We start from the raw sequence: 16705 nt of genomic DNA, 5'->3' as shown, positions 1-16705 counted from the left end.
CGGCACCTCCGCCGCCCGCACCACCCGTGCGACCCGAAGGGAACCCGATGCGCTTCGTGGGAATCGACGTGGTGATCCCGGTCCACGACGAGCAGGACCTGCTCCCCGGGTGTCTGGACTCGCTCGAGGCCTGCGCCGCCCTCACCCCGGTACCGGTGACGGTGACGGTGGTTCTCGATACCTGCACCGATGCCTCCGAGGCCGTGGCGTGCGGACGGGCCCGAATCGTGAGGAGCGACGCCCGCAACGTCGGCGCGGCGCGGGCTGTGGGGTTCGACTCGCTCGCCCCCTTCACGCCGTCGTCCGGTGAGCGGTGGTACGCCACCACCGACGCGGACTCCCGCGTCCCGGCCACGTGGCTGACCGACCAGGTGGCGTGTGCGCTCGACGGCGCCGACGTGGTGGCGGGACTGGTGGAGGTGACCGACTGGTCCGAGTGGAGCCGGGGCACCCGCGTGCGCTACCTCGAGGACTACCGGTCGGGTTCGGACCACCGTCACATCCATGGCGCGAACATCGGCATCTCGGCCCGCGCCTACCGTGACCTGGGTGGTTTCGCACCTCTGCCGGTCCACGAGGACGTGGAGCTGGTGCATCGCGCCGAGGCCGCCGGGATGTCGATCGCCTGGTCCACCGCGGCGCCGGTGACCACCTCCGCCCGGCGGCAGTCCCGCACCCCGGGCGGTTTCTCCGGCCACCTGGCCCTCACCGAGCTGGCCCTCAGCGAGCTGGACCTCACCGGACTCGAGCACCCCGAGCCGGACCACCCCGCTCCCGCTCGCACCGGGGCGGATCACTCCCGGACCGGGGTCGCCCCGTGAGTTCGTCCGATCGCCCCGGGGGCGCCGACCTCGCCCGGCAGTGGGTGAGCTCGGGGCGCGCCGTCCTGCCCCTGCCCGGCCACGGGGACACCCGCGCCCGCTGGTCCGGGCTCACCGACATGTGCGCCCGTGACGTCTCGGCCGGCCGCCTGGTCGAGGCCCACGCCGACGCCGACGCGATCCTCGCCGAGATCGAGGGCACCCGCGTCGCGCCCGGCGAGTTCTGGGGCGTGTGGGCCGCCGAACCGCCGACGCCGCGTGTCACCGCCCGGCGTTCCCCAGGTGGTGCGGGATCCGGAGTCGGTGCGGGTGGCTGGGTGCTCGACGGGGTCAAGGCCTGGTGCTCCGGAGCGGCGGTGTGCACGCACGCCCTGGTCACGGCCCGCGACGACGACGAACCGCGGTTGTTCGCCGTGGACCTGCGCCATCCGGGTGTGTCGGCCCGGACGGGCGGCTGGGCCAACCCGGGGATGGCGGGGACCGGCACCACTGCGGTGGAGTTCCGGGACGTGCCTGCGCGCGCGGTCGGCGCCCGCGGTTCGTACCTCGACCGTCCCGGATTCTGGCACGGGGGTATCGGCGTGGCGGCCTGCTGGCTGGGGGCCGGGATGGGCGTGGCCCGACCACTCGTGGCCCGCTCGAGCAGACCCGACGCCGACGAGCACGCGCTGGCCCACCTCGGCGCGGTCGACGTGTCGCTCGGCGGGGCGGGCTGGGCGCTCGACGCCGCGGCGCGTGAGATCGATGTCGCCGGCCCGGCCGCTGTCACCGACCCCGACCTCGTCGCGGCCCGCCACCGGGCCGTCCGCGTGCGGGCGATCGTGGAGGCCGCGGTCGACGACACCATCCGACGGGTCGGCCGCGCGCTGGGCGCCGGACCGCTCGCGATGGACCCGCGCCACGCGCAGGCCGTGCTCGACGCGACCGTCTACATCCGGCAGTTCCACGCCGAGCGCGATCTGGCCGGCCTCGGCCGCACCGCCCGGACACACGGCGGCTGGGCCCGTGGGTGAGGGCCCGGTGAGCGAACCCGAGGGCTGGGCGGGCATCGGTCCCGGCGACCGCGGCACCCCCGCCACCGAGTGGTCCCGGTGGCTGGCCGGACGAGTTCCCGATCCGGTGTTCCCCATCCCGGGTCGGTGCCGACGGCTCGTCGTCGTCGCTCCCCATCCCGACGACGAGATCCTCGGCGTCGGGGTCACGGCCTCCAGGTTCGCAGCCGCGGGGGTCGACGTCACGGTGGTGGCGGTGACCGACGGCGACGCCTCCCACCCCGACTCCCCCACTCTCTCCCCGCATCGGCTGGCCGAGCTGAGGGTCGAGGAGAGCCGGACGGCGTGCTCGCTGATCGGGCTGCCCGAGCCCGTCAGACTGGGGCTGCCGGACGGGAAGGTCCACGAGCATCTCGACACCCTCACCGACGCCGTCACCGGGATCGTCGACGACGGGGGCCCCGGAACGCTCGTCCTGGCGACGTGGCGCGGGGATGGCCACCCCGATCACGAGGCCGTCGGTCAGGCGGCCGCCGACGCCTGCGCCGCCACCGGGGCCGGACTGGTCGAGTACCCGGTGTGGACCTGGCACTGGGCCGCGCCCGGTGATCCCCGGGTGCCATGGGGGCGTCGTCGCCGGGTGGTGCTCACCGATGCCGAACTGGAGGCGAAGCGGGACGCCGTCTCGCGGTTCGTCACCCAGGTCGCGCCGCTGTCCGAATCGCCGGGCGACGAGGCGATCCTGCCCGACTGGATCCTCGAACGTCTGGTCACCCGAGAGGAGACGGTGTTCTGGTGAGTACTCCCGGCCACTACTTCGAATCGATGTACGCGGACTCCTCAGATCCCTGGGACTTCGCGACCGCCTGGTACGAACTACGCCGCTACGGGCTGGTGGTGGCGTCACTGCCCGAGCAGCGGTACCGGGTGTGCTTCGAGCCGGCGTGTTCGGTGGGCGTCCTCACCGAGATGTTGGCCGCACGCTGCGACGAGGTCCACGCGGTGGACGTGGTCGACACCGCCGCCGAACAGGCCCGCACGCGCCTCGCCGATGCCGGCCTGGACCACGCCCACGTCCGCACCGCCGACGCGCTCGACCCGTGGCCGCGCGCCAGCTGCGACCTGCTGGTCCTCTCGGAGTTCCTCTACTACACCCCGGAGGATGAGCTCGACGGGCTCATCACCGACCTGCTCCGGCTGGCCGAGCCCGGCGGGACGGTGGTGGCCTGTCACTGGCTCGGTCGATCCTCCGATCATGCCTGTACCGGCGAGGAGGTCCACGCCGCGCTCGAGCGCAGCACCCTCACCCTTCTCGCCCACCACCGCGAGAAGGACTTCCTCCTCCAGACCTTCCGCCGCTGACCCCGCCCTCCGCCTGTTCGACCAGGTGCACGATCGCGCTCGCGTGCAGCCTGAACAGTGCGGCCACATCAGCGTCCCCGGTCAGCGACGCGAGGAAGATCCCGTCCCCACCGGCCAGAGCGTAGGTGGCCGCCAGCATCGCGTCCGCCGGCGACAACGCCGGCCTCACCTGCTGCAGCTCAGCCGCGATCCGCTCGATCGCCTCCCCCCGCAGCCGCAGATAGATCTCCCTCGCCACCGGCTCAACGGGACGCCGTTCCAACGCGAGCATCAGCACCAGCCGCAGGAAATCCGGTGACTCCGTGAACGTCCGGGCCACACCCAGGCACAGCTCCGTCACGCGCTGGGCCAGCGCCTCCCCCTCCCCTCTGGTCACCTGACCGAGCCACAGCTCGACGCTCTCCTCCACCACCGCAGCCAGGAGCGCATCCTTATCCGCGAAATGCCAGTAGATCGAGCTCGCGGGCAGCCCACTGACCTCGCTCACCCGCGCGATGCTCGTACCCTCGTAACCGCGCTCCCCCGCGACCGCCGCGGCGGCCTCGAGGATCCTCCGCCGGGACTCGCGGCCCCTCGCCCGCGTGCGCCTGGTCCCGCCCTGCGACTCGCGTCCCTGCGATGCGCGTTCCGCCATCCGACCTCCCCGGTCCTGTGTCCAGCACCTCATTGCCCGGGCACCACCCGGGACTTACTGTAGTGATCACTACAGTACCGCGGTGGCGAGGATCCGCCGCCCGAAAGGTGGAAGACATGATCGAGACCCTCACCCGCACCTGGTGGGTTCAACTGATCCGCGGAGCGCTCGCACTCGCGCTGGGTGCCACCGCGCTCGCGGCCCCCGGTTCCGGTCCCGGCGCCGGGATGACGCTCGCGGTGTTCCTGGTGGCCGCGTTCGCGGTCGGCGACGGAGCGATGACCGCCACCACGGCCCTGGCGTTGCCGGCCGACCACCGGGGCCGGGGCGCTCTGCTCGCCACCGGCGCCGGCATGATCGTGCTCGGGATGGCCGTTCTACTGTGGCCCGGGCTGTCCGCGACCGCCCTCACCCTGCTGTTCGCCGCCTGGCTCGTGGCCTCCGGAGCGCTTGTCGCCTACGGCGCGCGCACCCTGCGTCGTCAGATCCCGGACTCGTGGATCATGGCAACGCTGGGGGTGGTGCTCATCGCACTCGGCGTCGGCATCGGCGCCTTCGGCGCCTCGGCGATCGGCACGTTCGTCACCTTCGCCGGCTGGTTCGGACTGGCCGCGGGCGCCGTGATGGTGGCCGTCGCGTTCCGCCTGCGGGCCGATCTCGAACGGCTCCCCGCACCGGCGATCGCCTGAGAGGCGTCGTCGGCCGGGGCCCGGCGCTACGGCCGGCCCGGCCCGGGGCGCATGTCACGACCCACCAGCGAGCCCTCCGGGTTGCTCGGCCCGGTGTACTTGTCCCGCACCTCGGCCTCGAGGGTCGGCCGCGGGTCCAGGTGGGAGAGCCCGTTGAAACACAGGTTGACGATGTGTGCGGCCACCTCCTCCTTGGGTGGGGTGCGCACGTCGAGCCACCACTGCGCCGTGCCGGAGACCATGCCGACCAGCGCCTGCGCGTACACGCTCGCGGTGACGGGGTCGAACCCGCGGTTCACGAACTCCTCTTCGAGGATGTACGTCACGCTCGCCGTGGCGTCGTTGAGCAGGGTCGAGTACGAGCCACCGGGGGCGATCGACGACTCGCGTACCAGGATGCGGAAACCGTCTGTCCGTTCCTCGACATAGCGCAGCAGCGCCATGGCGGCGCGCTCGATGCGCCTGCGCGACCCCTCCCCTTGGAGTGACTCGGTGATCTCGGCACCCAGATACGCCAGCTCCCGGTCGCACACCACGGCGTAGAGCCCCTCCTTGCCGCCGAAGTGCTCGTAGACCACCGGCTTGGAGACTCCCGCCACGGCGGCGATCTCCTCGACCGTCGCGGAATCGTAGCCGTACTCGGCGAAGATCCGGCGGCCCACCTCGACCAGCTGCTGCCGTCGTTCGGCGGCCGTCATCCTGGTCCTCGGCGCCGGAATGCCCTCGCCCGTCATCATCAACCCCTTCGCGACAGTCCCCCAAGACTAGTCGGCCCCCCACCCACTCTCCGGGTACCGCCCCCGCCCCGGTGGGACCGGACGGGCGTGCACCGGTGCGACCAGGTGCGCGCCAGCGGGCGGCGTGAGGTGTGCCAGACTGTTACCGACCCGGACAGGGTCGTTCCCCCGTGGTGTAATCGGCAACACTTCTGATTTTGGTTCAGACATTCCAGGTTCGAGTCCTGGCGGGGGAGCCGCCGACTACCGCGCGGTCCTCAGCCCATCCCGCCGGACATCACGAGCGCCAGGATGAGCACCAGGATCGCCGCGATCGCCAGGACGGCGAGCAGGGGCTGACGGCGGTTGCGCGGGGTGCGGACCTCCTCCTCTCCCTGACGGGTGACGGACTGCGGGTCGGGCTCGTTGATCCCGGTCATGTGAACCTCTCCTCTTCGATTCGGGCGTACTCCTCCAGCAGTACCAACCCGTGGTGTCCTTCGTCGCCCTCTGCCCGGAGTCCCTCGCGCATCGAGCTCAGCATCTCCCGACCGTGGGGGAACGGGGGCAGCAGCGGGATGTCCGGATCGGCGACCGCCTCGATCACCGTGGGCCGGTCCGCCGTGAAGGCCTCCTCCAGCGCCGCGTCGAGCTGCCGACCGTCCTCGACGCGGACGCCCCGCAGGCCCAGGAGCCGGGCGTAGCCGGCCATGTCGAACGCCGGGACGTCCTGTGACGGCGCGAACCGCGGGGCCGACTCTGTCTCCCGCTGCTCCCAGCTCACCTCCGCCAGGTCGCCGTTGCACAGCACCACCACGACCATCGTGGGGTCCGACCACCCCGGCCACGCCTCGGAGACGGTGATCAACTCGTTGATCCCCAGCATCTGCACGGCCCCGTCACCCGCCAGCACCACGACCGGCCGGCCCGGGGCGGTGGCCTTGGCGGCGATCGCGTACGGGATGCCGCAGCCCATCGACGCCAGCGTGGACGACAGGTGAGCCGGGACCGAGGTGGGCAGGTCCATCTGCCGGACGTAGTGGTACACCGAACTTCCCACGTCCACGGCGAGCCGGGAGTCGTGCGGCATGTGACGGCACAGCCGACGGGCCACCAACTCCGGGTTCAGTCCCCGGGCCGGGACCTCGGCGCGCTCGCGGGAGATCTCCCGCCACTGCCCGACCCACGTCTCCACATCTCCGCGCCACGCCGACCGGTCGCGCACGCCCACGCGCTCGGTCAGGGCACGCAACGCCGAGGCGGAGTCCCCGACCAGCCCCACCTCGACCGGGTAGCGGTTTGCCAGGTGCGAGGGGTCGAGGTCGATCTGGACGGCCCGCGCCTGCCCAGGCCGGGGGTAGAACTCGGTCCAGGGATCGTTCGATCCGACGATCAAGAGGGTGTCGCAGTTCTGCAGGATGCGGGCGCTCGCCGTCGTCCCCAGGTGCCCCATCGTCCCACCCACCAAGGGGTGGGACTCGTCGACGTACGGCTTGCCCAGCAAACTCATCGTCACGCCGGCGTCCAGCCGTTCGGCCAGATCCATCAGCTCCTGCCGCGCCCCGGCCATGCCGCGCCCGGCCAGGATCGCCACGCGCTCCCCCGCGTCCAGCACCTCGACCGCGCGGGCGACGTCGTCCTCACGCGGAGAGACCACTCCGTGCGTCCACTCGGGCGCGGTCACCACCACGCCGTGTTCTTGGACCCCGTGTTCCTGACCGTCGTCACCGGCCAGCTCGGGCGCCGGCGCGGTCTGCACGTCATGGGGGATGACGACGACGACCGGGGTCCGGTGCGTCAGAGCGGAGCGGAAGGCACGGTCGATCACCATGGGCAGCTGCTCCGCCGCGACGACGGTCTGCATGAAGGGGCCGGCTACGTCGGCGAACACACTGCTCAGGTCGATCTCCTGCTGGTAGTCCGAGCCGAGCGCGCTGGTGTGCTGCTGCGCCACCAACGCCACCACCGGGACGCTGTCCAGCTTGGCGTCGTACAGGCCGTTGATCAGATGCGCGGCGCCCGGGCCCTGCGTCGAGGTGACCACCCCCACGCCGCCCGAGTACTTGCCCTCGGCCACCGCCATGAACGCCGCCGACTCCTCGTGCCGCGCCCGCATGAACCTCGGTGCCACGTCGGACCGTTGCAGCGCGCCGAGCAGGGGGTTGTTGCCGTCCCCGGCGTACCCGTAGATCCGTTCCACATCCCAGGCGACCAGTCGTTCGACGACGAGGTCGGCCACCGTCTTGTCGTCAGTCATGCGTGTCCCCTCTCCGCTGGACGGCCTGATTGGTGGGCCCCACCGTAGGGGCCGCTCCGACCGACCTCCACCGGTTGTCCTCGGGATTCGCGCCTCCTACCGTGCCCGTCATGGACACCTCACTGAAGGCAGTCGCGCTGGTGTGTTCGCTCAAGGCGTCACCGGCCGAGTCGAGCAGCGACCTCATCGCCCGTCAGGTACTCGACGAGTTGGCGACCCACGGGATCGACGGCGAGACCGTGCGGGTGGCCGACTACGACGTGCGTCCCGGAGTGGAGGACGACATGGGGGACGGCGACCAGTGGCCGCAGATCCTGGAGAAGATCACGGCCGCCGACGTGCTGGTGCTCGCGACCCCGACCTGGGTGGGGCACATGTCGAGCATCGCCCAGCGGGTCCTCGAGCGCCTCGACGCCCAGTTGTCGGCGACCGACGAGCAGGGACGACCCGCGATGTTCGGCAAGGTCGCCGTATCGGCCGTGGTCGGCAACGAGGACGGCGCGCACAAGATCGTGGCCGACACGTTCCAGGGCCTCAACGACATCGGGTTCACGATCCCGGCGCAGGGGTGCACGTACTGGAACAACGAGGCCATGAACCCCAAGAACTACGCGGACCTCGAGGAGACACCGTCCGCGGTCTCCTCGACCATCGCCACCTTGTCCGCCAACGCCGCCCATCTGGCGCGACTCCTGCGCGCGGAGCAGTACCCGCCGGTCTGAGCAGATCCCCTGTACGGTGCGGGTCGCGCCCGACCCGGTCCTCCCGTCCGGAGACACCCCTTATCCTTGCCGGGACGAAGCCACGCCCGCCAGCGCGGAACTCACCCCGCCCGAGGAGACTTGATGACCACACCCGACTCCGACCGCTCGCAGACAGCAGTCATCGTCCTGGCCGCCGGATCCGGTACCCGGATGAAGAGCTCGACCCCCAAGATGCTGCACCGGGTGTGCGGCCGGACCATGCTCGGTCACGCGCTGCACGCCGCCGCCGGAATCCGTCCGGAGCAGATCATCGTGGTGGTGGGGCACCAGCGTGAGCAGGTCGGGGCCGCGGTGGACGAGCTCGCCGTGGACCTGGGGGTGCCGGTGACCACCGCGGTACAGCAGCAGCAGAACGGGACGGGCGACGCGGTGGCCGCCGGCATGGCGGCGCTACCCGCCGACTTCTCGGGGACCGTGCTGGTCACCACCTCGGACATCCCGCTGTTGGACGCTGACACCCTGCGCGAGGTGGTCGCGCGCCACGACCTGCGTCCGCGGGCGGCGGTGACCGTCCTGACCTCCACGGCGCCGGACCCCACGGGGTACGGACGGATCGTGCGGAACGACGACGGCGAGGTGCTGCGGATCGTCGAGCACAAGGACGCCTCGGACGACGAGCGGGCGATCGACGAGGTCAACTCCGGCATCTACGCTTTCGACGCCCGCGTGCTGCGCGAGAAGTTGGGTGAGCTGAGCACCGACAACTCGCAGGGCGAGCTGTACCTCACCGACGTCATCCAGCTCGCCCGTCAGTCCAACGGGCTCATCCGCGGACACCGCATCGAGGACGCCGACCTGGTGGCCGGGGTCAACGACCGCGTGCAGCTGGCCGCGCTCTCGGCCGAGATGAACCGCCGCCTGTGCCAGGAGGCCATGCGGGCGGGTGCGACGATCATCGATCCGGGAACCACCTGGGTGGACATGGGCGTGCGCATCGGTCGAGACGTGACCATCCTTCCGGGCACCCACCTCACCGGCTCCACGGTGATCGGCGACGGCGCGACCATCGGGCCGGACACCACGCTCCGGGACACCACGGTGGGCGAGGGCGCGACCATCGTGCGGACCCACGCCGTCAGCGCGAGCGTCGGGGCCGGAGCCGAGGTCGGTCCGTTCGCGTACCTGCGTCCGGAGGCCGAGCTGGGAGAGCGCAGCAAGATCGGCACCTTCGTGGAGGTCAAGAAGTCCTCGATCGGGGCGCACACCAAGGTCCCGCACCTGACCTATGTGGGCGACGCACAGATCGGCGAGCACACCAATATCGGGGCATCGAGCGTCTTCGTCAATTACGACGGGGTGAACAAGAACCGTACAGTGATCGGCGATCACTGCCGCACCGGTTCGGACACCATGTTCATCGCGCCGGTGACCGTCGGAGACGGGGCCTACTCGGGCGCGGGTACCGTGATCAAGAACGACGTCCCGCCCGGGGCCCTGGCGGTGTCGGGCGGACGACAGCGGAATATCGACGACTGGGTGATCCAGAACCGACCGGATTCCGGTTCGGCCGAGGCCGCCCTACGTAGCCGGAACGACTCCTAGAAGGACGGACTCACCGAGTGAGCGAGTGGATCGACAACCAGAAGAACCTGATGTTTTTCGCGGGGCGTGCGCACCCCGAACTCTCGGATCAGGTCGCCGCCGAGCTGGGGGTCGAGGTCACTCCCCAGACCGCCCGCGACTTCGCCAACGGGGAGATCTTCGTCCGCTTCGAGCAGTCGGTCCGCGGTTGCGACGCGTTCGTGCTGCAGAGCTGCCCCGCGCCGCTGAACAAGTGGATCATGGAGCAGCTCATCATGATCGACGCCCTCAAGCGGGGTAGCGCCAAGCGGATCACCGCCGTGTTGCCGTTCTACCCGTACGCGCGCCAGGACAAGAAGCACCGCGGGCGCGAGCCCATCTCGGCCCGCCTGGTCGCCGACCTGCTCAAGACGGCGGGCGCCGACAGGATCATCACGGTCGACCTGCACACCGACCAGACCCAGGGGTTCTTCGACGGCCCCGTCGACCACATGCACGCCCAGGGTCAGTTGTCGGACTACGTGCGTGAGCACTACGGCACGGACAACATCTGCGTGGTCTCCCCCGACGCCGGCCGCGTCAAGGTGGGCGAGAAGTGGGCCGATGCGCTCGACGGCGCTCCCCTGGCCTTCGTGCACAAGACCCGCGACCCCAACGTGCCCAACCAGGTCAAGTCCAACCGCGTCGTCGGAGACGTCGAGGGTCGCACCTGCGTGCTGATGGACGACATGATCGACACCGGCGGCACCATCGCCGGCGCGGTCAAGGTGCTCAAGGACGCCGGCGCCGGCGACGTGATCATCGCCTGCACGCACGGCGTCTTCTCCGACCCTGCCGCCGAGCGGCTGGCCTCGTGCGGGGCCAAGGAGGTCATCACCACCGACACCCTGCCGATCCCGCCGGAGAAGCGGTTCGACAACCTCACGGTGCTGTCCATCGCGCCGCTGCTGGCCCGGACCATCCACGAGGTCTTCGAGAACGGCTCGGTGACCAGCCTGTTCAACGGGAACGCCTGACGTGTCCACGGACGCCGCGGGCAGCGCCACCATCTACCACAACCCGCGCTGTTCCAAGTCCCGGCAGGCGCTGGAGTTGCTCCGCGATCGGGGCGTCGAGCCGACCGTCGTCAGGTACCTCGACACCCCGCCCACGGTCGACGAGCTCCGGACCCTCATCTCCGACGCCGGGCTGACGGTGCGGCAGGCCGTGCGGGTCAAGGAGGCCGAGTTCACCGAGCTCGGCCTGCTCGAGGCCTCGGACGAGGCGCTGCTCGAGGCGATGGTGGCGCACCCCCGGCTCATCGAGCGGCCCTTCGTCGTCACCGGCAAGGGCACGCGCCTGGCGCGGCCCACCTCCGTTGTCGAGGAGATCCTCTGACGGGTCCGGGACCCGGCGTGAGGCGTCGACCCGGCCTCGCCCGCGTCCCGGCGCGATTTGGGGGCCGGTCACGGCGCCGCTAGGCTGATCGGGTCATCTCGGCGAGGGAGGGCCCTGCACTCGGGCCACTCCGTTATCGACGCGATCATTGTCGGTGTGGTCCCCGGTGGGCCGCCCCGGGCGATCGTCTCGGTCGCCGGGGAGAACGCCTCCAGACGAGCGCGCGAGCGCTCCCCACCGACAGAAGGATCACCATGGCCAACGAGGTCAACAAGCTCAAGACCACCATCCGCAGCGAGTTCGGCAAGGGTTCGGCCCGCCGCGCCCGTCGCGCGGGCCAGGTTCCCGCGGTGCTCTACGGTCACCACACCGAGCCGCGTCACCTCCTCCTCGACACGCTCGAGTTCGCGGCGGTCCTCCGTGCCCACGGCACCAACTCGCTGCTCACCCTGGACATCGAGGGCGAGGAGCAGCTCGCGCTGCCCAAGCAGATCGACGTGCACCCGCTGACCCGCGTCATCGAGCACACCGACCTCCTCGTCGTCCGCAAGGGCGAGAAGGTGACCGTCGAGATCCCCGTCACCCTCACGGGAGAGGCGGCCCCCGGCACGCTCGTCACGCAGGACGCCGACGTCATCGAGGTGGAGGTCGACGCCACCGAGATCCCCGAGGGCTTCGAGATCTCGGTCGAGGACGCCGAGGCCGGGACCCAGATCACCGCCTCGGAGATCGCTCTGCCCTCCGGAGCCACCCTCGTCTCCGACCCCGAGCTGCTGATCGTCAACATCATCGAGGCGCCCTCCGAGGCCGACCTCGAGGCCGAGGAGGAAGAGGCGCCCGAGGGCGAGGCCGCCGAGGACGCCGCCCATGAGGCCGAGCAGGCTGCCGAGGAGTCCTGACCTCCCGGCGCGCGGCCTGAGCTGCCGCGCCCCCGCCCCGGGCCCGGTTCGACCACCGCGTCGGACCGGGCCCGCGGTCGTTCAGCCGCGGATGAGGCCGACGGCCAGGACCACCATCATCACGGCGATCCCCGCGTCCAGCACCCGCCACGCCCCGGGCCGGGCGAACACTCCGCGCAGGGCCCTGCCCCCGAAGCCGATCAACGCGAACCACGCCGTGCCGGCGAGGAACGCACCGGCCGCGAACACCCAGCGGAGGTCCCCTGCCTGCTGGTTGGCGAGAGTCCCCAGGAAGACGACGCTGTCGAGATAGGCGTGGGGATTGAGCCAGGTGAACGCCGCGCACGCCGCCACCGCGCCCAGGGTCGAGGGGATCCGAGTGTCACCGTCCACCTGCAGTCCGCTGGCGGGGCGTAGGGCGCGGGATGCGGCAAAGGCGCCGTAGGCCAGCAGGAACACCACTCCGAACCACTTCATCACCGTGATGGCGGCCGGCGCGGACTCGACGAGTGCCCCGACGCCCGCCACACCGAGCAGGATCAGGGCGGCCTCGGACAGGACGCAGAAGATCACGATCGGGACCATCGCCACGTCGCCCCGGATCGAGCGTTGGAGGACGTAGGCGTTCTGCGCGCCGACGGCGGCGATGAGCCCGAGGCCCATGCCGGCGCCCATGAGGAGCGTGGAGGTGGTGGTCACGGCCCCACGCTAGGGCCGCGGCATCTGTAGCGCCACTTCAGTTTCTTGGTTAGCATCAGATCTACTTATGAACGCACTTCACCTGGACCAGCTGCGCACCCTCGTCGCCGTCGTCGACCTCGGCTCGTTCGATGCGGCCGCCGCCCACCTCCACGTCACGCAGTCCGCGGTGTCCCAGCGCATCCGGGCGCTGGAGGACTCGGCCGGCCGCATCCTGGTCCGCCGCGACCGCCCGGTCACAGCGACGGACTCCGGTGAGACGGTGCTCCGGACCGCCCGGCAGATGCTCCACCTGGAGGAATCCCTGTCCCGCGAGTTCGACGGAGCGGGCACCCCGACAGAGCATGTGGTCCTGGCGGTGGCGTGCAACTCGGACTCGCTGGCCACCTGGTTCCTCGACGCCATGGCCGAGGTCCACTCCTCGGGCCAGGTGGTCTTTGACCTCCGCCGCGAGGACGAGTCATTGTCCTCCCAGCTCCTCCGCCGAGGCGAGGTGATGGCGGCGGTGACCAGCGAGTCCAGGGCCGTTCAGGGATGCCGGTCACTCCCGCTGGGGTCGATGCGGTACCTCGCGTGCGCAAGTCCCGGGTTCGTGGCCCGGCACCTGCGCGACGGTTCGCCCACGACCGCACTGGGCAGGGCCCCCATCGTCGACTTCGATCGCACCGACGCCCACCAGAACCACCACTACCGGCAGTTGGCCCGCCGCGAACCGACCGGACCCCGTCACTTCGTGCCGAGTTCGCACGACCACGTCCGTGCCATCGCCGCGGGGTTGGGCTGGGGCCTGGTGCCCGAGCGACTGGCCACACCGTGGTTGGTCTCCGGTGAGCTCACCGAGGTCTCCCCCGACCGCCCTCTCGACGTCCCACTGTTCTGGCAGCACTGGAGACTCCAGTCCCCCGACCTCGACGCCCTGACCGCCGCGGTGCTCGAGACGGCCCGGTCCGAGCTGCAGGCCTGACGGCGCGAGCAGCGACCGACGGGACCGCCAACCGATGGGAGCGCTGCCCGACCCGGTCTGGGACCATGAGTCCGTGAGTACCGCTGACGCCCCCGGACCCAGGCTCGTCGTGGGCCTGGCCAACCCCGGTCCCGACTACGAGGGCACCCGCCACAACATCGGCTGGGACGTGCTGGTCGAGCTCGCCTCCCGCGCCCTGCCCGTGCCCGCGAGCTTCTCCACGCACAAGCGGACCAACTGCGAGGTCGCCCAGACGCGGTTGGCCGACCAGTCCGTGATCCTGGCCCGCCCGCGCAGCTACATGAACCTGTCCGGGGGGCCCGTGGCCGCGGTGGCGAAGTACTTCTCCGTCGCCCCCACCGAGGTGATCGTGGTGCACGACGAGATCGACATCGACTTCGGCCAGGTCCGGCTCAAGCGTGGCGGAGGCGAGGGCGGGCACAACGGCCTGCGCTCGGTCACCAGCGCTCTCGGCACCCGCGACTACCTCCGCGTCCGCGCGGGGGTCGGCCGGCCTCCGGGTCGCATGGCGGTGGCGGACTACGTCCTCAAGCGTTTCTCCAAGCTCGAGCAACCCGACGTGCCGTTCCTGGTGCAGGATGCCGCCGACGCCGTCGAGCTTCTGCTCAGGCACGGACTGGAGACCGCCCAGAACCAGGTCCATACCGCGTGAGCCGCCCCCGGCGGTTCCAACGCGCCGCCGTTCTGGGCTCCGGGGCCGACCTCGTCGACCGCGCGAGCCGCGCACTGATCAACTGGGATATGCATCGCCGCGCCGGCCTCGTCGTCGTCACCGAGGGTCCCGCAACGGTCGGCCGCACCGTCACGCTCCGTCCGCGCACCGGACCAGGGGCGTGGCTCAGGATCGCGGCACCGTGCGAGGTCACGTCGGTGATCGACAGCCCGACCGCCCGCGGCTTCACCTACCGCGCGCTGCCCGGCCACCCCGAGGACGGCTGGGAGTCTTTCCTGGTCGAGCGCGACCCCGTCACCGACGTCGTGCGCCTGCGGATCGAGGCCGAATCCGCTCACGCCACCCTGCTCGCGAAGTGGGGCGCGCCGGTCGCCCGCTGCGAGCAGAACCGGCTCACCCGCCGCTACCTCGCCGCTCTCGTGGACCGTCCCGGTGCACCTCGCCCGGAGGGCGATCACCGCCCCGTGTGACCTCGCCTTTCCTGCACGCTCACCGACCCCGGGCGGTGCACTGGCGGATTGGGTGCTCGACCGGGGGCGGACGTACCCTGGGATGACGACGGCGAGGGCCGCCGGAGCACCGAGGAGGACGCGTGACCGAGACCGCCGAGCACACCGGGACCACCGGACGGCCGGCCGGTCCGGATGCGTCCGGCCACGTCGCGTCCGAGGTGTCCCGCCGCCGGACCTTCGCGGTGATCGCCCATCCGGACGCCGGAAAGTCCACGCTCACCGAGGCGCTGGCGCTGCACGCGCGCGTCATCACCGAGGCCGGAGCAGTCCACGGCAAGTCCGGTCGCCGCGCCACCGTGTCGGACTGGATGGAGATGGAGAAGGCCCGCGGCATCTCCGTCAGCTCCACCGCGCTGCAGTTCACCTACAAACCCTCCGGGTCTGCCGAGGACGACGAGCCCTACGTCATCAACCTCGTCGACACCCCCGGCCACGCCGACTTCTCCGAGGACACCTACCGCGTCCTGACCGCCGTCGACGCGGCGGTGATGCTCATCGACGCCGCCAAGGGCCTCGAGCCACAAACGCTCAAACTGTTCCGCGTGTGTAAGCACAACGGGCTGCCCATCATCACGGTGATCAACAAGTGGGACCGGCCGGGGCAGGCGCCACTGGAGCTGCTGGACGAGATCACCGAGCAGATCGGCCTGGTGCCGACCCCGCTGTTCATGCCGGTCGGCATCGCGGGCGACTACCGGGGGTTGCTCCGCCGCGGCCCCGACGGTGCGCCCGAGGAGTACATCCACTTCACCCGCACCGCCGGTGGATCGACCATCGCCCCGGAGGAGCACTACGACCCGGACACCGCCGCCCAGCGGGAGGGCGAGGTGTGGGAGACGGCCGTCGAGGAGTCCGAACTGCTCTCCGCCATGGGGCAGGACCACGACCAGGAGCTCTACCTGGCCGGCGAGACGAGCCCGGTGATCTTCGCCTCCGCGATGCTCAACTTCGGTGTGCACCAGATCCTGGACGCGCTGGTCGAGCTGGCCCCGCCGCCGCACGCGTGGGAGACCGTGACCGGTGCACCCCGGGAGACCTCGGATCCGTTCTCAGCGGTGGTGTTCAAGGTCCAGGCCGGCATGGACGCCGCGCACCGCGACCGGCTCGCGTTCATGCGCGTGGTCTCCGGGGAGTTCGAGCGCGGGATGGTGGTCACCCACGCCCAGTCCTCCAAACCGTTCACCACCAAGTACGCCCTGACCGTGTTCGGCCGCGACCGCACGACCGTCGAGACCGCCTACCCGGGCGACGTGGTGGGCCTGGTCAACGCCACCGCCCTGGCACCCGGTGACACCCTCTACACCGGTAAGAAGGTGCAGTTCCCGCCGATCCCCCAGTTCGCACCCGAGCACTTCGCCGTGGTGCGCGCGCAGTCGCTGGGCAAGTACAAGCAGTTCCGCAAGGCCATCGACCAGCTGGCCGCGGAGGGCGTCGTGCAGATCCTGCGCAACGACACGCGTGGCGATGCCAACCCCGTCATGGCGGCGGTCGGGCCGATGCAGTTCGAGGTCGTCACCGCCCGCATGAAGGCCGAGTTCAACGTCGAGGTCGTCGTCGATACCCTGCCGTACTCCATCGCCCGTCGCACTGACTCCGCCTCCGCCGACGAGCTCGGCCGGCAGCGCGGTGTGGAGGTGTTCCAGCGCACCGACGGTGAACTTCTGGCCCTGTTCGGCGACAAGTGGCGCCTGCAGTACATCAGCAAGGAGATGGAGCACCTCACCATCGAACCGCTGGTCGCGGACACCAACTGACGCTTCCGCCACACACGCCCCATCAGCCCCGGTCGCGCTCTGAACAACTG

19 protein-coding genes and 1 tRNA gene are annotated in these 16705 nt (G+C 70.9%); 15 read left to right on the top strand and 5 right to left on the bottom strand.

Translation table 11 applies throughout. From position 1 onward, the window contains the following. The first annotated feature begins 47 nt into the window (after positions 1-47). The 4 genes from CEY15_RS12005 to CEY15_RS11990 are packed head-to-tail and all read left to right on the top strand — an operon-like array spanning position 48 to position 3175. Positions 48-821 carry a glycosyltransferase gene (locus CEY15_RS12005; RefSeq protein ID WP_095718637.1) on the top strand — a complete coding sequence of 258 codons (774 nt, stop codon included), beginning with the start codon at positions 48-50 and terminating at the stop codon, positions 819-821. Continuing rightward, a complete protein-coding gene (locus CEY15_RS12000; protein ID WP_176475100.1) occupies positions 818-1834 on the top strand; it encodes an acyl-CoA dehydrogenase family protein in 1017 nt (338 codons plus the stop codon). Before CEY15_RS12005 ends, CEY15_RS12000 begins: the two co-directional genes overlap by 4 nt. Before the next feature lie 7 nt (positions 1835-1841). Beyond that, entirely contained in the window at positions 1842-2612 is a 771-nt protein-coding gene (locus CEY15_RS11995) for a PIG-L deacetylase family protein (protein ID WP_245847586.1), read from the top strand. Then, a complete protein-coding gene (locus tag CEY15_RS11990; protein ID WP_095718635.1) occupies positions 2609-3175 on the top strand; it encodes a class I SAM-dependent methyltransferase in 567 nt (188 codons plus the stop codon). The genes CEY15_RS11995 and CEY15_RS11990 overlap by 4 nt, the downstream gene beginning before the upstream one ends. Here CEY15_RS11990 and CEY15_RS11985 read toward each other — a convergent pair. Further along, positions 3117-3809: a TetR/AcrR family transcriptional regulator gene (locus CEY15_RS11985; protein WP_095718634.1), complete on the bottom strand. Its 693-nt coding sequence runs from the start codon at positions 3807-3809 to the stop codon at positions 3117-3119. The genes CEY15_RS11990 and CEY15_RS11985 overlap by 59 nt on opposite strands. 116 nt (positions 3810-3925) lie before the next feature. Here CEY15_RS11985 and CEY15_RS11980 point away from each other — a divergent pair, with 116 nt between their 5' ends. Next, entirely contained in the window at positions 3926-4498 is a 573-nt protein-coding gene (locus CEY15_RS11980; protein ID WP_095718633.1) for a DUF308 domain-containing protein, read from the top strand. A 26-nt stretch (positions 4499-4524) separates the two neighbouring features. On the opposite strand, the gene CEY15_RS11975 is transcribed toward CEY15_RS11980, so the two are convergent. Continuing rightward, entirely contained in the window at positions 4525-5196 is a 672-nt protein-coding gene (locus CEY15_RS11975) for a TetR/AcrR family transcriptional regulator (RefSeq protein ID WP_095718632.1), read from the bottom strand. 203 nt (positions 5197-5399) lie between these two features. Here CEY15_RS11975 and CEY15_RS11970 point away from each other — a divergent pair. Further along, positions 5400-5471: transfer RNA gene (locus tag CEY15_RS11970), tRNA-Gln, on the top strand. A gap of 21 nt (positions 5472-5492) precedes the next feature. On the opposite strand, the gene CEY15_RS18495 is transcribed toward CEY15_RS11970, so the two are convergent. Together CEY15_RS18495 and CEY15_RS11965 are read right to left on the bottom strand one after the other, a co-directional pair. Further along, positions 5493-5654, bottom strand: coding sequence for a hypothetical protein (locus CEY15_RS18495; protein WP_176475098.1), 162 nt, complete (start codon positions 5652-5654; stop codon positions 5493-5495). Further along, on the bottom strand, positions 5651-7471 hold the full coding sequence (locus tag CEY15_RS11965) for a thiamine pyrophosphate-requiring protein (protein ID WP_095718631.1): 1821 nt from the start codon (positions 7469-7471) through the stop codon (positions 5651-5653). Before CEY15_RS11965 ends, CEY15_RS18495 begins: the two co-directional genes overlap by 4 nt. Before the next feature lie 110 nt (positions 7472-7581). On the opposite strand from CEY15_RS11965, the gene CEY15_RS11960 reads away from it, so the two are divergent. From CEY15_RS11960 to CEY15_RS11940, 5 genes are all read left to right on the top strand, one after another. Next, complete coding sequence (locus CEY15_RS11960; RefSeq protein WP_095718630.1) at positions 7582-8193, top strand: flavodoxin family protein; 612 nt, start codon at positions 7582-7584, stop codon at positions 8191-8193. Between the two features lie 123 nt (positions 8194-8316). Beyond that, positions 8317-9777 carry a bifunctional UDP-N-acetylglucosamine diphosphorylase/glucosamine-1-phosphate N-acetyltransferase GlmU gene (gene glmU, locus CEY15_RS11955; protein WP_095718629.1) on the top strand — a complete coding sequence of 487 codons (1461 nt, stop codon included), beginning with the start codon at positions 8317-8319 and terminating at the stop codon, positions 9775-9777. A 17-nt stretch (positions 9778-9794) separates the two neighbouring features. Further along, the gene (locus CEY15_RS11950; protein ID WP_017838514.1) at positions 9795-10772 is read left to right on the top strand and encodes a ribose-phosphate diphosphokinase; all 978 of its coding nucleotides are present in this window, start codon (positions 9795-9797) and stop codon (positions 10770-10772) included. A 1-nt stretch (position 10773) separates the two neighbouring features. Beyond that, positions 10774-11133, top strand: coding sequence for an arsenate reductase (glutaredoxin) (arsC, locus tag CEY15_RS11945; RefSeq protein WP_095718628.1), 360 nt, complete (start codon positions 10774-10776; stop codon positions 11131-11133). Positions 11134-11387: 254 nt separating this feature from the next. Continuing rightward, positions 11388-12032 (top strand): 50S ribosomal protein L25/general stress protein Ctc, encoded by a 645-nt coding sequence (locus tag CEY15_RS11940; RefSeq protein WP_095718627.1) that lies wholly within the window; start codon positions 11388-11390, stop codon positions 12030-12032. Between the two features lie 81 nt (positions 12033-12113). Here the strand turns inward: CEY15_RS11940 and CEY15_RS11935 are convergent, their stop codons facing one another. Then, positions 12114-12731 (bottom strand): LysE/ArgO family amino acid transporter, encoded by a 618-nt coding sequence (locus tag CEY15_RS11935; protein WP_095718626.1) that lies wholly within the window; start codon positions 12729-12731, stop codon positions 12114-12116. A 67-nt stretch (positions 12732-12798) separates the two neighbouring features. Between CEY15_RS11935 and CEY15_RS11930 the strand changes: the two genes are divergently transcribed. The 4 genes from CEY15_RS11930 (at position 12799) to CEY15_RS11915 (ending at position 16655) form a co-directional block, all read left to right on the top strand. Beyond that, on the top strand, positions 12799-13695 hold the full coding sequence (locus tag CEY15_RS11930) for a LysR family transcriptional regulator ArgP (protein WP_095718625.1): 897 nt from the start codon (positions 12799-12801) through the stop codon (positions 13693-13695). A gap of 34 nt (positions 13696-13729) precedes the next feature. After that, positions 13730-14368 carry an aminoacyl-tRNA hydrolase gene (pth, locus tag CEY15_RS11925; RefSeq protein WP_017838509.1) on the top strand — a complete coding sequence of 213 codons (639 nt, stop codon included), beginning with the start codon at positions 13730-13732 and terminating at the stop codon, positions 14366-14368. Further along, positions 14365-14859 carry a DUF1990 family protein gene (locus CEY15_RS11920; RefSeq protein WP_017838508.1) on the top strand — a complete coding sequence of 165 codons (495 nt, stop codon included), beginning with the start codon at positions 14365-14367 and terminating at the stop codon, positions 14857-14859. The genes pth and CEY15_RS11920 overlap by 4 nt, the downstream gene beginning before the upstream one ends. A 122-nt stretch (positions 14860-14981) precedes the next feature. Beyond that, positions 14982-16655 carry a peptide chain release factor 3 gene (locus CEY15_RS11915; RefSeq protein ID WP_017838507.1) on the top strand — a complete coding sequence of 558 codons (1674 nt, stop codon included), beginning with the start codon at positions 14982-14984 and terminating at the stop codon, positions 16653-16655. The last annotated feature ends 50 nt before the right edge of the window (positions 16656-16705 follow it).

It is taken from the genome of Dietzia natronolimnaea, from assembly GCF_002289575.1.
Taxonomy (GTDB): Bacteria; Actinomycetota; Actinomycetes; order Mycobacteriales; family Mycobacteriaceae; genus Dietzia; species Dietzia natronolimnaea_A.
The sequence above is the reverse complement of the archived record's forward strand: the minus strand, read 5'-3'. Positions and strand labels throughout refer to the sequence as shown.

Excerpts from the sequence above, each read along its gene's own strand:
- CEY15_RS11960 (WP_095718630.1), top strand. The coding sequence starts at position 7,582 with ATGGACACCTCACTGAAGGCAGTCGCGCTGGTGTGTTCGCTCAAGGCG.
- CEY15_RS12005 (WP_095718637.1), top strand. The coding sequence starts at position 48 with ATGCGCTTCGTGGGAATCGACGTGGTGATCCCGGTCCACGACGAGCAG.
- CEY15_RS11980 (WP_095718633.1), top strand. The coding sequence starts at position 3,926 with ATGATCGAGACCCTCACCCGCACCTGGTGGGTTCAACTGATCCGCGGA.
- CEY15_RS11975 (WP_095718632.1), bottom strand. The coding sequence starts at position 5,196 with ATGACGGCCGCCGAACGACGGCAGCAGCTGGTCGAGGTGGGCCGCCGG.
- CEY15_RS11940 (WP_095718627.1), top strand. The coding sequence starts at position 11,388 with ATGGCCAACGAGGTCAACAAGCTCAAGACCACCATCCGCAGCGAGTTC.
- glmU (WP_095718629.1), top strand. The coding sequence starts at position 8,317 with ATGACCACACCCGACTCCGACCGCTCGCAGACAGCAGTCATCGTCCTG.
- CEY15_RS11985 (WP_095718634.1), bottom strand. The coding sequence starts at position 3,809 with ATGGCGGAACGCGCATCGCAGGGACGCGAGTCGCAGGGCGGGACCAGG.
- pth (WP_017838509.1), top strand. The coding sequence starts at position 13,730 with ATGGGAGCGCTGCCCGACCCGGTCTGGGACCATGAGTCCGTGAGTACC.
- CEY15_RS11965 (WP_095718631.1), bottom strand. The coding sequence starts at position 7,471 with ATGACTGACGACAAGACGGTGGCCGACCTCGTCGTCGAACGACTGGTC.
- CEY15_RS18495 (WP_176475098.1), bottom strand. The coding sequence starts at position 5,654 with ATGACCGGGATCAACGAGCCCGACCCGCAGTCCGTCACCCGTCAGGGA.
- CEY15_RS11930 (WP_095718625.1), top strand. The coding sequence starts at position 12,799 with ATGAACGCACTTCACCTGGACCAGCTGCGCACCCTCGTCGCCGTCGTC.